The sequence below is a fragment of the Noviherbaspirillum sp. ST9 genome, assembly GCF_048799745.1.
GTDB lineage: Bacteria > Pseudomonadota > Gammaproteobacteria > Burkholderiales > Burkholderiaceae_D > Noviherbaspirillum.
In genome coordinates, this window is sequence record NZ_JBLWFR010000003.1 from 44338 (window position 1) to 58670 (window position 14333).

Consider the following 14333-nt stretch of genomic DNA (forward strand, 5'->3'; position numbering starts at 1 on the left):
AGAACCTCCTTTCTCCATTATTCATTTTTCAGAATGGGTTGGTCAAGGTAGACTGCTTTCATGATCGAACAATCTTCCCCCTCCGCCGCCGTGCGCGCTGAAGCCGGCCCGATCGCCAAGGCGCTTGCCGGTCTCGCCGCGCTGGCTGTGGCCATGGGCATCGGCCGCTTCGCCTTCACGCCCATCCTGCCCATGATGCTGCAGGATGCCGGGCTCTCGATTGCCTCCGGCGGCCTGCTCGCATCGGCCAACTATGTCGGTTACCTGCTTGGGGCGCTGAGCGCCATGGTGGTGAAGATCCGGCCCGAGCACGCGATCCGCGGCGGCCTGCTCGCCATTGCCGCCGTGACATTTGCCATGGGTTGGCCGCTGCCCTTTTCCGCCTGGCTCGTCTTGCGCATGCTGGCAGGCGTAGCGAGCGCCTGGGTGCTGATCTCGGTCTCCGCGTGGTGCATGGAATCGTTGGCGCGTTACCGTCGGCCTTTCCTCAACAGCCTCGTGTTTGCTGGCGTCGGCACGGGCATCGCGACCGCCGGGCTGATGTGCCTCTCGCTGATCAGCGTCGACGCGCATTCGCCGCAGGCCTGGGTATCCATGGGCCTGTTGTCTTTGGCGGTCACGCTAGTCGTGTGGCGCTTCTTCCGCACATCTTCCACTGTCGCCTCGGCAAAAGCGGGGCAAGGGCGCTACCGCTGGAATGCCGATGCCGTGCGGCTTGTACTCTGCTACGGCGTGTTCGGTTTCGGCTACATCATTCCCGCAACCTTCCTCCCGGTCATGGCGAAGAATGCGCTGCAGGGTTCGGCGCTCTTCGGATGGTCCTGGCCGGTGTTCGGCATGGCCGCCGCGCTGTCCACGCTGTGCGTCGCCTTCCTTGTCGGACGCATGGGCAACCGCCGCGTGTGGCAGGTCAGCCATTTCGTAATGGCCGCGGGCGTCGTGCTGCCGGTCCTCCTGCCGGGCCTGCTGTCCGTCTTCGTGGCCGCCCTGTGCGTTGGCGGCACCTTCATGGTCATTACGCTGGCCGCGCTGCAAGAGGGCAAGCGGATTGCGGGCAGCAGCGCGACCGTGCTGATCGCCGCCATGACCTCGGCGTTCGCGGCAGGGCAGATTATCGGACCGCTGACCGTCTCCGCGGGGAGCGGCAACGGCAGCTTTTCCTCGGCACTTGTGATCGCGGCGGTACTGCTGGCCGGCAGCGCCTTGATGCTCGGGCGCGGACAACACAAATAACTGGAAAGAAAGGAAGCGACATGAGCGACGCAACGACAAAACTCGACCCCACCAACTGCATGCCCGGTCCCGAACGCATGCCCGCGCTTGCGATGGATGCGATGGACGATGCCCAGAAAGCCGCGGCGCAGGAGCTCATCAACGGACCGCGCGGTGCGGTGTTCGGTCCCTTCATTCCGCTCATGCGCAGCCCCGAGCTGATGAACCGCCTGCAGAAGGTCGGCGAATACATCCGCTACCACAGCGCGCTCGACACGCGGATCAATGAATGGGTGATGCTGATCGTGTCGCGCCACTGGACGCAGCAGTTCGAGTGGTGCATGCATTATCCGCTGGCGCTCAAGGCCGGCATGAAGCAGGAAATCCTCGACGCTCTCGCGGAAGGACGCCGTCCCAAAGGCATGGCGGAAGACGAAGAAATTGCCTATGACCTGTGCGACGAGCTGACGCGCACGCACGGCGTGTCGGACGATACCTACCAGCGTGCGGTGGCATGCTTCGGCGAGCGGGGCGTCGTGGACATGGTCGGGCTGGTCGGCTACTTCACCACCGTATCGATGGTGATGAACGTGGCCCGCACACCGCCGCAGAAGGAGACGACGGTTACGCCGCTGTCGCCGTTCCCGCGTTGACTGTTGACCGCCGGCTCGCCCACCACGCGGCAACGGTGAGGGCGAGATAGGCGGCGAGCAGTTGCAACGCCACGGCGGACGGCTCCGCCGGCTGTTTCATGAGGCTGAACACTTGGAGGCCGGTCATGGCCACTGCCAGAACCAGGTAACGGCGGCGGTTTTCGCCCGCCACGCAGAGGCAGGCGAGCACGCTTCCCCACAGCAGGGCGAGTTCCAGCAGGAGCGCAAACGTCCGGTAATTCCACCATCCCAGGCCCACCTTCATGCTGTCGAACCACAGCGGCAGGTCGGGCACATGCACCAGCAGGTCCAGCATCCAGTGCGCGGCAACCGTCACCCCGATGGCTAGCGCACAGCGCGTCCTCTGCGCAATCCCCGGCGTGCATGCCCAGAAAAGCAGCGCCGCGCCAACCGACCAAAGTACCGCCGAGGACAGGCTGTGCGTATACGGCATGAAATACAGGTCCAGGCCGTTGGAGCGGGTGAAATCGGGAATGACGCGCAACTTCTCGACCCCGAGCAGCACCAGTCCGCCCCAGAACAGGTCGATGAGCTGGCAGGTCACGAAAAACACGGGTAGCGGAACGGCGGGCGCAACCCGCTTGGCGAGGAAGGCTGCGGAGTAGTGGCCGACGAACATCGTTCCTCCTAAAAAGTTGCTATTTCGCAATATTACTCAGGACTGGCGACTCAGGCGAGGGAAAAATTGAGATTCGGCAATAGTCCGGTACGGCAATATTTATGGCATATTCCTGAGCATAAATCGTGGCCGGGCAAGGACCGGGCCGCGGCAACTGGAGAGGAAGAGGGCGTTATGTTATTTCTGAAGAGTACGTCGGCACCGATCGCACCCGGTGTCTTTGCAGTCGATGTAGCGGCCAAGCCGCCGGGCAAGACCTTCATGGTGTATGTCGCCGTGGACGCCGTCGAGACGCCCTCCGGTTTCATCCAGGCAGTCGAGGGGCTCGGTTTCAAGCAGGTGTTCACGAAGCCTTACACCCATCACGACGGCAAGAAGATCGTCGACATCCATTTCCAGAAGGCCGGCACCGACATCTTTGAAGGCTGGACCGCCGCCGAAAAGGAATCCAACCTGCAGCGACTGGACGAAGTCCTCGCCGGCTACAACATCAAGATCACCCCGCGCGTCATGTCCCTGGCGGAAGCCTTCCGCTGATAAGTGTTGTCCGTAATACCATCCCGGTAGCCATCGGATTATGCTAGTCTTACGCCTCCCTGCGGCAGGGCCCGAAATCTACGGGACCGCGGCGGGGTGACGTGTTTGCTCCTTCCTCTTTATCAACGGGGGAAACCGGAACGCACCTGGCTTAAGCAGCCACGCGCGCGCCGCACACGACGGAGAGAACACCTGCACGAGTGACCCCTGTGCATCGTCCGGAAGCCGGACAGTTCTACCCCGCCCGACGCCTGGAGGCGTTCGATAAATCACAACGAGACAGCCATTGCTGCGCCCAACGGACGGCGCGGCAGGCATTTGCCATAGAGTCCGCTCGACAACCGAGGTGCGCCGTACGATCCGCGCCGGGCCGCTGCATGCCGCACGCGGTTGTCGAACGGACTCTTCCGGATCAACCAAAAACAGAAAGCAATACGACGATGACCACGCTGGAACAACAAGCCCTCGAATACCATGCCGCTGGACAGCGCGGCAAGATCGCCATCTCGGTGACCAAGCCGGTCGCCAGCCAGAACGACCTGTCGCTGGCGTACTCGCCGGGCGTCGCCGTGCCCTGCGTCGAAATCAACAAGGATCCCGCCAAGGCGTACGAATACACCGCGAAAGGCAACCTCGTGGGCGTCATCACCAACGGGACGGCAGTGCTTGGCCTCGGCGATATCGGCGCACTTGCGGGAAAACCGGTGATGGAAGGCAAGGCTGTGCTGTTCAAGAAATTCGCCGGCATCGACGCCTTCGATATCGAGATCGACGAGACCGATCCGGACAAGCTGGTGGACATCATCGCCGCGCTGCATCCCACCTTCGGCGGCATCAACCTCGAGGACATCAAGGCGCCGGAGTGTTTCACCGTCGAGCGCAAGCTGCGCGAGCGGCTGTCGATCCCGGTATTTCATGACGACCAGCACGGCACCGCTATCGTCGTCGGCTCCGGCTTCCTCAATGCGCTCCACCTGACCGGACGCGACATTTCGCTCGTCAAGGTGGTGTGCTCCGGCGCGGGCGCGGCGGCGCTGGCCTGCCTCGACATGCTGGTCGACCTCGGCGTGCGCCGCGAGAACGTGTATGTGTGCGACAGCCGAGGCGTGCTGACCACGCAGCGCGACCTGACCGGTGAAAAGCGCGCCTGGGCGCAGAATACGGATGCGAAGACCCTGTCGGATGTCATTGGCATGGCGGATGTGTTCCTCGGCCTCTCCGGTCCCGGCCTGCTCAAGCAGGAAGACGTGAAGAAGATGGCGGCGAAGCCGATCGTGTTCGCGCTGGCCAATCCCGAGCCGGAGTTGCGTCCGGAACGGGTGCTCGAAGTTGCGCCGGATGCGATCGTCGCCACCGGCCGCTCCGACTATCCGAACCAGATCAACAACGCCCTGTGCTTTCCCTACCTGTTCCGCGCCGCCCTCGACAGCGCCGCAACGAACATCAACCAGGCGATGAAACGCGCCTGCGTCGTCGCACTTGCGGCGATGGCGCGAACCGACGACCGCTTCAGCGCGAAATACATCGTGCCGACGCTGCTCGACGAGCGCCTGCTGACGGGCGTCACGCCGAAGATCGCCGCGGCCGCGCATGAAAGTGGCGTGGCGCGCAAGGTACTCGACCCCAAGGCCTACACCGAACAGCTCGAAGCGCTGGCGCGTACCTTGCTGTAAAAGGCATCGCTCAACAAGCGACGACCCGGCGCTCCATCCCGCGGGAGAGGCGCTGGACGTCGTCCTCGTATTTTTCAAATGCCTCGTTGATGACGGCGCAGAGCTCGTTGGCATCCCAGGGCTTGTTGAGGAACTTATACACCGCGCCGATATTGATGGCGTTGGTGACGGCGTCGACATCGGCGTATCCGGACAAGATCATCCGCACCGTCGCCGGATACATGTTGCGGATACGCGCAAAGAATTCGACGCCGGTCATTTCGGACATGCGCTGGTCGCTGAGGATCACGCCGATCTCGTGCATGGCCATCATGTCAAAGGCATCAAGCGCACTTTTTGCCGTCAGGATCCGGCAACCCGTCCGCCGCAATATCCGCTCCAGCGCAGACAGCACGTGCGGCTCGTCGTCGATGAGCAGAATGGTGCGGTTGACCTGGCGCCGCCCCAGTTTTTCCATCGGCAGCGCGCGGCTCTCCCGCAGCAGCACCGTGCAGTGCTCCACCGGCAGCGGCGCGCTGAAGTAAAAGCCCTGCATCTCGTCGCAGCCATGGTCGGCGAGCAGCGCCAGCTGCGTCACGCTCTCCACACCTTCCGCCGTCACCTTCAGGTGCAGACTGTGCGCCATTGAAATGACCGCATTCGAAATCGCCAGGTCTTCCGGATTGCGCACGATGTCCTGCACGAAGCTCTGGTCCAGTTTGATGATGTCCACCGGGAACTGCTTCAGGTAGTTGAGATTGGAGTAGCCGGTGCCAAAATCGTCGATGCTGATGCGCACGCCCATCTGCCTGAGTTCACGCAGTACCCGGATGCTGGCCTCGGGATCCTGCATGGACAGGGATTCCGTGATTTCCAGTTCGAGGCGAGAAGCCTCGACCGGTGTCTCGCGCAGAACACGCGCAAGCAGCGTCGTGAAATCCTTCTGCAGGAACTGGGATGCCGAAATGTTGACCGAGATCGGCAGGTCCGCCACGCCGGCTTTCTGCCACGCCGCCTGCTGCCGGCAGCTTTGCCGCAGTACCCATTCGCCGATCCGATGAATCAGGCCGAGTTCCTCCGCGAGCGGCACGAAACGGCGCGGCTCGATCTGGCCGAGTTCCGGATGGTTCCAGCGGATCAGCGCTTCCAATGCCGTCACCTTGCCGCTCGAAAGGTCCACGCGCGGCTGGTAGTGCAGCTCGAACTCGTCGTGTTCCAGCGCTCGGCGCAATCCCGTTTCCATCGCCAGCCGCTCGTTGATGCGGGAATGCAGCTCTTCGGTGTAGAACTGGAAATTGTCGCGGCCGAGTTCCTTGGCACGGTACATCGCGGTGTCCGCGTTCTTGATCAGCGTCTCGGCATCCTGGCCATCCTGCGGATACACCGCAAAGCCGATGCTGCAGGTCACGGTCATTTCGCGGCCTGCGATGACCATCGGTTCCGATATGCTGCTCAGCACGCGCTGCGTGGCGTGATAGGTGATGTCCTCGTTCGCCTGGTCGTACAGCACGAGCACGAACTCATCCCCGCCAAGCCGCGCCACGGTGTCGGAATCGCGCACACAGGCCGACAGGCGCTCGGCAACGATCTTCAGCAGCTGGTCGCCGGCGTCGTGGCCCAAGGTGTCGTTGATGTGCTTGAACTTGTCGAGGTCAAGGAAGGCGACAGCCACCATGCGTTGGTAGCGCTGCGCATAGCTGATCGCCTGGCGCAGGCGATCGGTCAGCAGGTTTCGGTTGGGCAGTCCGGTCAGCGCATCGTGCGTCGCCTGGTGCTGCAATGCTTCCTGCTCCTGGCGGCGCGCGGTGACATCCACGATCTCGCCCACGAAATGGGTGACCCGGCCGGTGACATCGCGCACGGGCGAAATCGACAGCTCGTTCCAGAATAAGGTGCCATCCTTTCGGTAGTTGCGCAGCACGACATGGACCTTGCGCTCTTCCTTCAATGCGGCGCGCAGCAGCTCCAGTTCCGGCTGGTCGTGATCTTCGGCCTGCAGGAAGCGGCAGTTGCGGCCGATCGCCTCATCCGCGGAATAGCCGGTGAGGCGGACGAAGGCAGGGTTCACGTAACGGATAGCGTAGCCGTCATGCGCCGCCCCGGTAACCATGATCGGATTCTCGTTCGACTCAATCGCACGGCTTGCAAGGTGCAGCGATCCAAGCCGTGACGCTACCGCGACCATGCCGCCCGAGGCCTGCCATTCCGCCCATACGTTGCGGATACCGGCAAGCCATTTGAAGGACGGAATCATGCCAGTCAGCCGTCAGCAGAAAGGGGCGCCCGGGCGGTGGAGGTCCGCTTCGAACAAGCGGAAAGGATGAATGGATGGGGGCGCGATTCCCGGCATGATTGTCTCCTCGCTGTCCGGCCTGTTTGCCTGACAGACGGTCAGGCGGCTCTTGGTATGCGTTTGTGTGACTGGACGTCAACCATATTGATGTACATCAATTCAATTCATCATATATGTTGAACGGCAATACTGCGAGGAAAGAGTGACAACGCCATCGCGTTGCATTTTTTTCAATGGGCTAGTCGTCGCCGCTGACGACGCGATTGCGCCCGGTCTGCTTGGCGTGGTACATGCGCTGGTCGGCCAGGTCGACCAGCTTCTTCCATTCGTCCGTGCCATCCGCGTGGCGTTCGGCGATGCCGATGCTCGCCGTAACCGGCGTATCGTCCGGACGCCGGCCCAGGCCCACGTTGCGCAGGCGCTGGACAGCGGCCTCCGCCTGCTGCAGGTCGGTATTCGGCATGATGAGGACGAACTCCTCGCCGCCCCAGCGCGCAAGCGTATCGCCGCGCCGGAGATTGGCGCCGACCGTCGCCGTCATCACCGAAAGCACCTTGTCGCCCGCTTCATGGCCGTACTTGTCATTGATCGACTTGAAATGGTCGATATCGAAGAACGCAACGGCCATCGGTGCCTCGTGGCGTGTCGCGTTGTTGAACTGGAGCTCCATCACTTCCTCGCCGCTGCGGCGCGAGAACACGCCGGTCAGCGGGTCGCGGATCGCCTGGCGCACCAGCACCAGCATGAAAGCCAGCTGGCTTGTGCCGGCCAGCGTGGACACGCCGGTGATCAGGACCAGCAGCCAGAATGCGCCGGCGAACGACGGCCAATCCATGGCCGACCAGCGCAGGTAGCCGGAGATGCCCTGCGCCAGCAGGATGGGGCTCGAGATCATCAGGCTTTCCAGCAGCGTCAGCGGAAAAATCGACAGGCCCGCCAGCAGCACGAAAGGCAGGAAGGCATAGCCCGCACCGATGGCGGCCGACATGCCGGTCAGCTGGTAAGTCGTCAGCATGTTGTGCGACGCGACGTAGAACACGGTCGGAATCAGGAACAGCAGCGCCATCGCCCGGTAGGCATCAAACAGGTTGCCCGTCGGCCGGTAGTACACCAGCAGGCCGGCGAAGGCGGCTGTCGCGGCAAAGCGCATCATCGCCAGGTTCATCCAGAGCGGAAACGGAAAGACGACAAAGTCGACCGCGCTCCACAGCGGCGTGAGCACGGCGAACAGGAATGCGAACAGCCGGACGCGGTTGACGATGACCGTGGCGCGGCGGCGCGTGACGAGGGGAAGATGGCGGCGCGGCCAGACCAGCCACGCCATTTCGGATTCCTTCAGTTCTCCCGGCATCAAGCCGGTGAGGCGGCGCCAGATCGCGTGGCTGAGACGGTTCATTGATGGTGTCGTCGAGATGGGATGGCGCGCATTATCCCATGGCGCGCCCCCATCGCGAACGCGCTCAGCTCGTCTTTGCCAGGCCGAGACTTTCGATCGTTTCCTTCTCTTCGCGGTAGGTATCCTGCGCAAACTTGGTGTACGCTGCGCTATCCATCCAGATCACCGGCTGGTCGAACTTGTCGAGGGTGGCCTGGACCGACGGATCGTCGAGCGTCTTGCGCAGGGCATCCTGGATGCGCGTGACGAGCGCGGGATCCATGCCTTTCGGGGCGCCGATGCCGAAGGGCGAATCGGATACGGTCTGGTAGCCGAGCTCGAGCAGGGTCGGAACATTGGGCCAGCGCTTGGTGCGCTTGCTGCCGTAAGTGGCAAGCAGGCGCGCACGACCGGCTTCAACGGCGGATGCCCAGCCGGTCGCGTCGCTGTGCGCCATCACGTGGCCGCCCAGCAGCGCCTGCATGCCGTCCGCATTGCCCTTGAACGGCACGTGCATCAGCTTGATGCCGGCGCGTTTCGCGAATTGTTCGACGACGAGGTGCGGCGTGGTTCCCGTTCCGGTGGAGCCGTAGGAGAAGGTTTCCGGATTCGCCTTCGCGTAGTCGACGAGGTCCTTGATGCTCTTGATCGGCGAATCGGAGCGCACCACCATGCCGAAAGTGTAGCCGGTGAGGCAGGCGATATAAGTCAGGTCCTTCATCGGGTCGAAGGCAACTTTCTGCATATGCGGAATGCGGAAGATGCCAAGCGGCAGTTGCGACAGCGTATAGCCGTCGGGCTGCGCACGGGTCAGTTCGACCGCGCCCAGGATGCCGCCTGCGCCCGGCTTGTTGTCGAGCACGACAGTGCCTCCGAGGCTCTTGGACAGGCTCTCCGCGAAGGCGCGCATGACGATGTCGGTCGAGCCGCCTGCCGGCCACGGGCAGATCAGGCGGACGGGACGCGAGGGATAGGATTGCTGTGCAAATGCGGGAAGGGCGATGGTGGCGCTTGCGGCCGCGGCGGACTTCAGGAAATCGCGGCGGGTAAAACGATGATGTCTCATGCGTAGTCTCCTTTATCGTTTTGTCGGGCAGTGCCGGCTTGTCGAGTGAACGGGACGGACGGCTGCCTGTCCATATGCTACTGGAAAACGAACAGCCGTGCGGAAATTTTGGGGCGAAGGGGACGAGGAAAGGAGTCAGGTATTGCGGATGGTGACGAGGCGTGACAGGCCGAACAGGTTCACCTTCCTCACCGAAAGGATTTCCCAGTCGTATTTCAGGATCTGCTCGTCATAGCAGAAGTCGGAACGGAATCCGATCCGCTTCGACAGCGGGCGCACCGCGCTTTCCAGGAACCACCAGAAGCGGCTGCCGCTGAAATGGTTGAGGACCAGGATGGTGCCGTTCTTTCTGCAGACACGGCGAATTTCGTTCACCAGCCGTTCCGGATTCGGCGTCACCGACAGCACGTACGGAATGGCGACGCAATCAAAGCATCCGTCGGGAAAGTCCATCGCTTCAGCGTTCATCGCCGCCAGATGAATGCTGCGTCCCGGCAGGTTCTCCGCACGTTCCCGCGCGATCTCAAGCATCTCCTTCGAAATATCGATGCCCACCACGGAGGCACTGTCCGGATAGCGTTCCAGGGTCAGGCCGGTGCCGACGCCGACTTCCAGGATCGACGTAGGGCGTATACCGCAGACCGCTTCCGTCAGGGCGCGCCGTCCGGGTTCGAGGACGGCACCGAAGAGACGATCATAGAGCGGCGCATAGAAGCGGTAGGTATCGACTACATTATCAACGGTGATGGGATTCATACATGCAGTGCGGAAAGTCGGGTTGTCAAATTCATATGTAAGACCTTTGGACCGCAGAAAGTTCATTGCGGATCCGGATTCCTCTTCCCGCGGGTAACGAAGGCGCCGGTTAAGGCAGCCCCGCGCCACTGCACTCGACGCGTCGCGCAAGTAGGCGCCCGTTACGCTCGGCAAGCGCGCGCGGCGCCTTCGACACCTTTCCCGTCACCATGTACAGCGTGCGCCGGTCAGCCCCGCCCAGCGCGCACGCGATTGCCTGACCTTCGACGGCGATCCGTTCCGACACCTGTCCGCCTTCATGCACGCGAAGGAACTCAGAGGTTGGTGGCGATGCCACCCACACCGCACCCTCATTATCGAGACAGATGCCGTCCGGCGATGCTTCACTCAGGTCCGCCCATTGCCGTCGTCCGCCCAGCGTTCCATCCGGCGCGATATCGAAGGCCGTCAAACGCTTGCCAAAGGTTTCCGCCACAATCAGCGTGCTGCCATCGGGCGTGATCACACAGCCATTGGGGAAAAGCAGGTTGTCCGCCACGACGCGCGCTCGTCCGTCGGGTTCCACCATGACGAGGACGGTCGGCCGTGGCGCTTCCCTGTTGAGCATGTCGAACCCGAAATTGCCGACATAGGCGCGACCCCGTCGATCCACCACCATGTCGTTGCAGAGAGCAGACGTGAAGGCGTCGAGCTTGGCATGCGTGACGAGCTGCCCGTCTTCCATGCGCAACACGCGGCGCTCCTCCATGGAAACGACAAGCAGGCGGCCATCGGGCAGCCACCCCAGCCCGGATGGCTGGCCCGGTACTTCGGCGACCGTTTCGAGTACACCGTCATCGGCGATGCGGTGGACCTTGTGCGTATAGAAATCGGAAAACCAGAGTGCGCCGTCATGCCAGCGCGGCGCTTCGGGGAATGCGAGTCCCTCTGCAATGAGGATAGTGTCGTTGTCGTTTTTCATGCAAGCCTCCCGGGTCAATTGTAGGCGGTGCAGCGTCTCCTTGCATGAGCGAACGCAGACCGGATTCGTCCCCGCATGACACACCGATGAATCGCTTCTTTTCCCTATGGAACACCTTCCGGAACCGGCGCTGTGCTTTGCAGGCCTCGCACCCGGGCGATTGCGCCTGCTCAAGATATCTTCGAGGGAATGAGCCCATCCTCCTCGCGTAGGAAGGATACAGGGAGAACAAGTGATCAACTTCATCGTCACGGGCAACTGCAGGCGCGTGGTTTCCGCCGTTTTGCTTGCCATCCGCAGCTTTACCGATGCCAAGTGCATCGTCGTCGGGGGCGCTTCGACGCGCAGCTTGCGCTGGTCCGGCTTGTGCAAGCGTCAGGTAACCGTCGATATCGATGGGGGCGGCGACTCGGCTTTTGTCGACATCGTGCATCGCGTGGCCGATGCCAATCCGCATGTCATCCTGATTCCCGCCGATTGCGATGCGATCCGTCTCGCCAATCGCGTGCGCGCCAGCCTGAAGGTCAAGACCACACCGATCCCGGCACTGCCGACACTGGACATGTTCGACAACAAGTGGACCTTCCATCAGTTCTGTTCCGGGCTTGGCCTGCCGGTGCCGGAAACCATGCATTTTGTCTCGAAGGATGCGATGGATTTCCATGCGATCGTGTCCGCGATCGGATTGCCTTTTGTCGTCAAGCCGCTTGATCGTGCCGGCTCCACTGGTGTGTGCGTGGTGCGCAGCGCGGAAGACTTCGATGCAGCGATCATGGCCAACACGACCTACGACTACGGCCCACTGATTGCGCAGCGCTTCATACGCGGCGATGACGTCGATGTGAGTTTTCTCTCTCTGGACGGGAGAATGTCCGCGCTCGCGGTGCAACGCGCCAGCGGCTCGCGCATCGTGTTCCAGCACAATCCGTCGCTCGAAGCCATGGCAATCGTGCTCTCCGATGCGAGCGGCTTCCATGGCGTCATGCATGTGGATGCACGCGTCGAAGAGGGAACGGGGAAGGTGTGGCTGATCGAATCGAATCCCCGCTTCTGGGCATCGCTGCCGGCATCGGTCTGGTGCGGCCTGAATTTTGTCGCGGAAAGCCTGATGCCTCCGCCGAAGGGCGCAGCCATGCGGGCCCTGGTGGCGGGCAGCGCCAGCATACGCCATCCCCTCGTGCGGCCGTCTGCGTGGCAGGGCATGCTGGCTGACCGGGGCAGGCGCGGACGGCTTTTGCGTGCCATGGCCTTCGATCCTCCCGCGCTCGGCGAATTCGCCCGTGAATTACCGGCCACCGCCCTGCGCCTTGCCCGTACCCGTGTTCCGCTCAAGGCATGGCCGGGTAAGGCGTCCGTGGTGAAACTGCCCGGATTTAGAGGAAACGCTCTATAAACGGCTGTATTCCTCATCTTTGGTCACCATTTGTTGTCCGTCGTCACCGAATCTGGATACACTGCCCAAAAAAAGTGCGCCGGCGTTGCCGACGCCACAAAGCCAAAGGGGCAGGGATGGAGCAGAGACGTATCACCATGTCGGACATCGTGGTAGGGAAGCCCTTGCCATGGGATGTCTACGATTCCAACAACAAGCTGCTGTTGCGCAAGGGGCATGTCGTCCAGCGCGAACAGCAGGTCGAGACGCTCATCGTGCGCGGCTTGTTCGTGACAGCGAAGCGGGATGGCGCGGCATCCGCCCAGGGTGCCGCCGCGACCGCCCGGCATACCGAACGGCCGTCCGCGCTGCGGCTGATCAACCTGGCGACGAAGCGGCTGGAGCGGCTGCTGTTCAACCTGCATAGCGAATCCGAACTGCATCCCAAGATCGTCGAAGTCATCGCGGCCATCAAGTTCGCCGTGGACACCAACCCCGACGTTGCGCTCGCATGCATCCTGATGAACCAGGACGCCGGAAGCTATCCCGTACGGCACAGCGTCGACTGCGCCATCGTTTCCCTCATCGTGGCGCGCGCCATGAACAAACCGGCGCATGAAGTGCAGGACATCATGGCCGCGGCGCTGCTGATGAATGTCGGTATGTTGCGGCACCATGAAGAGCTCCATCATCGCGAGGCGCCGCTCTCGGACGAAGAGCACGGCGTGATCCGCAGCCATCCGGAAGAAAGCGTCAGCCTGCTGCGCGGTGCGGGTGTCGTCGACGAGAACGTGCTGAGCTACGTCCTCCTGCACCACGAGAATGAAGACGGCAGCGGCTATCCCTTTGGCAAAGGCAGCGCCGATATCCCCGAGAATGCGAAGATCATCGCCATGGCGGACCGATACTGCGCGCGGGTATCCTCGCGCCTCTATCGCAAATCCATGCTGCCCAACGCGGCGCTGCGCGACATCCTGCTGACGGAAAAGAAAAACATCCAGCCCATGCTCGCCGCCTGCTTCATTCGCGAACTGGGAACGTATCCTACCGGCACATTCGTCCGCCTGGTCAACGGCGAAGTGGGGGTGGTGACCGGACGCGGCAGCAGCACCACGACGCCCATCGTGCATGCGCTCGTCGGTCCCCGCGGAGCACCCCTGTCCTTCCCCATCCGACGTGAGACGCACAAGGAACTGCATGCCATCCGGGAAGTGCTGCACGAGTCCCAAGCGGGCGTCCGCGTCAGCATGCAGCAGCTGTGGGGCGCTGAAGCCAGCCTGTAACGTCTTTGATCTCCCGCAATCGCGGGTGCGGTCCCTATCCTATGGTGTAACGCAAGGGAGCACTTGCGAATGCGAAGGAGCAGACCATGAACGAACAGGAAAACACGCGGGTTGTGATGCAGGCTTTCGACCGCTTCAAGAACGGTGACATCCCCGGTTTGATGAACCTCTTTTCCGACGACATCGAATGGATACTGGACCGTTCGGAGCTCGTGCCGTTCACCGGTGCGCGCCACGGCAAGTCCGAGGTCGGCCAGTTCTTCTCCGAAATGGGCGCGGCCCAGCATCCGCTGCAATTCGAGCCGCAGGAATTCATTGCGCAAGGCGACAAGGTGGTGGCCCTGGGGCATTACACATGGACGATCAAGCAGACCGACCGGATTTTCGAAAGCGACTGGGCGGAAGTGTTCACGGTGCGTGATGGCAAGATCACGCGCTTCAGGGAATACACGGATACCGCTGCGGCCGACCGTGCCTACAAGGTTTGATGCGAGGAGGGATTTTTTCCGACTAGCGGCATGTCTACTGTCCCC

At 62.3% G+C, this 14333-nt stretch carries 13 protein-coding genes; 7 read left to right on the plus strand and 6 right to left on the minus strand.

Annotated elements, in window-relative coordinates; translation table 11 throughout:
• The first annotated feature begins 60 nt into the window (after positions 1 to 60).
• A complete protein-coding gene (locus tag ACNOHI_RS06595) occupies positions 61 to 1233 on the plus strand; it encodes a YbfB/YjiJ family MFS transporter (RefSeq protein WP_420473874.1) in 1173 nt (390 codons plus the stop codon).
• Between the two features lie 20 nt (positions 1234 to 1253).
• Positions 1254 to 1865 (plus strand): carboxymuconolactone decarboxylase family protein, encoded by a 612-nt coding sequence (locus tag ACNOHI_RS06600; RefSeq protein WP_420473875.1) that lies wholly within the window; start codon positions 1254 to 1256, stop codon positions 1863 to 1865.
• Here the strand turns inward: ACNOHI_RS06600 and ACNOHI_RS06605 are convergent.
• Entirely contained in the window at positions 1837 to 2505 is a 669-nt protein-coding gene (locus ACNOHI_RS06605) for a hypothetical protein (protein WP_420473876.1), read from the minus strand. The genes ACNOHI_RS06600 and ACNOHI_RS06605 overlap by 29 nt on opposite strands.
• A gap of 174 nt (positions 2506 to 2679) precedes the next feature.
• On the opposite strand from ACNOHI_RS06605, the gene ACNOHI_RS06610 reads away from it, so the two are divergent.
• Positions 2680 to 3042: a hypothetical protein gene (locus ACNOHI_RS06610; protein WP_420473877.1), complete on the plus strand. Its 363-nt coding sequence runs from the start codon at positions 2680 to 2682 to the stop codon at positions 3040 to 3042.
• 440 nt (positions 3043 to 3482) lie between these two features.
• The gene (locus ACNOHI_RS06615) at positions 3483 to 4715 is read left to right on the plus strand and encodes a malic enzyme-like NAD(P)-binding protein (protein WP_420473878.1); all 1233 of its coding nucleotides are present in this window, start codon (positions 3483 to 3485) and stop codon (positions 4713 to 4715) included.
• A gap of 10 nt (positions 4716 to 4725) precedes the next feature.
• Here ACNOHI_RS06615 and ACNOHI_RS06620 read toward each other — a convergent pair whose 3' ends face one another.
• From ACNOHI_RS06620 to ACNOHI_RS06640, 5 genes are all read right to left on the minus strand, one after another.
• Positions 4726 to 6948: an EAL domain-containing protein gene (locus tag ACNOHI_RS06620; RefSeq protein ID WP_420473879.1), complete on the minus strand. Its 2223-nt coding sequence runs from the start codon at positions 6946 to 6948 to the stop codon at positions 4726 to 4728.
• A gap of 277 nt (positions 6949 to 7225) precedes the next feature.
• A complete protein-coding gene (locus ACNOHI_RS06625; RefSeq protein ID WP_420473880.1) occupies positions 7226 to 8383 on the minus strand; it encodes a diguanylate cyclase in 1158 nt (385 codons plus the stop codon).
• Between the two features lie 64 nt (positions 8384 to 8447).
• On the minus strand, positions 8448 to 9428 hold the full coding sequence (locus tag ACNOHI_RS06630) for a tripartite tricarboxylate transporter substrate binding protein (RefSeq protein ID WP_420473881.1): 981 nt from the start codon (positions 9426 to 9428) through the stop codon (positions 8448 to 8450).
• 135 nt (positions 9429 to 9563) lie between these two features.
• On the minus strand, positions 9564 to 10184 hold the full coding sequence (locus ACNOHI_RS06635) for a class I SAM-dependent methyltransferase (RefSeq protein ID WP_420473882.1): 621 nt from the start codon (positions 10182 to 10184) through the stop codon (positions 9564 to 9566).
• 109 nt (positions 10185 to 10293) lie between these two features.
• Positions 10294 to 11145: an SMP-30/gluconolactonase/LRE family protein gene (locus tag ACNOHI_RS06640; protein WP_420473883.1), complete on the minus strand. Its 852-nt coding sequence runs from the start codon at positions 11143 to 11145 to the stop codon at positions 10294 to 10296.
• Positions 11146 to 11377: 232 nt separating this feature from the next.
• Between ACNOHI_RS06640 and ACNOHI_RS06645 the strand changes: the two genes are divergently transcribed.
• From ACNOHI_RS06645 to ACNOHI_RS06655, 3 genes are all read left to right on the plus strand, one after another.
• A complete protein-coding gene (locus ACNOHI_RS06645; RefSeq protein WP_420473884.1) occupies positions 11378 to 12538 on the plus strand; it encodes an ATP-grasp domain-containing protein in 1161 nt (386 codons plus the stop codon).
• Positions 12539 to 12654: 116 nt separating this feature from the next.
• Complete coding sequence (locus ACNOHI_RS06650) at positions 12655 to 13800, plus strand: HD-GYP domain-containing protein (RefSeq protein ID WP_420473885.1); 1146 nt, start codon at positions 12655 to 12657, stop codon at positions 13798 to 13800.
• A gap of 86 nt (positions 13801 to 13886) precedes the next feature.
• Positions 13887 to 14288: a nuclear transport factor 2 family protein gene (locus ACNOHI_RS06655; protein ID WP_420473886.1), complete on the plus strand. Its 402-nt coding sequence runs from the start codon at positions 13887 to 13889 to the stop codon at positions 14286 to 14288.
• Positions 14289 to 14333: the final 45 nt, after the last annotated feature.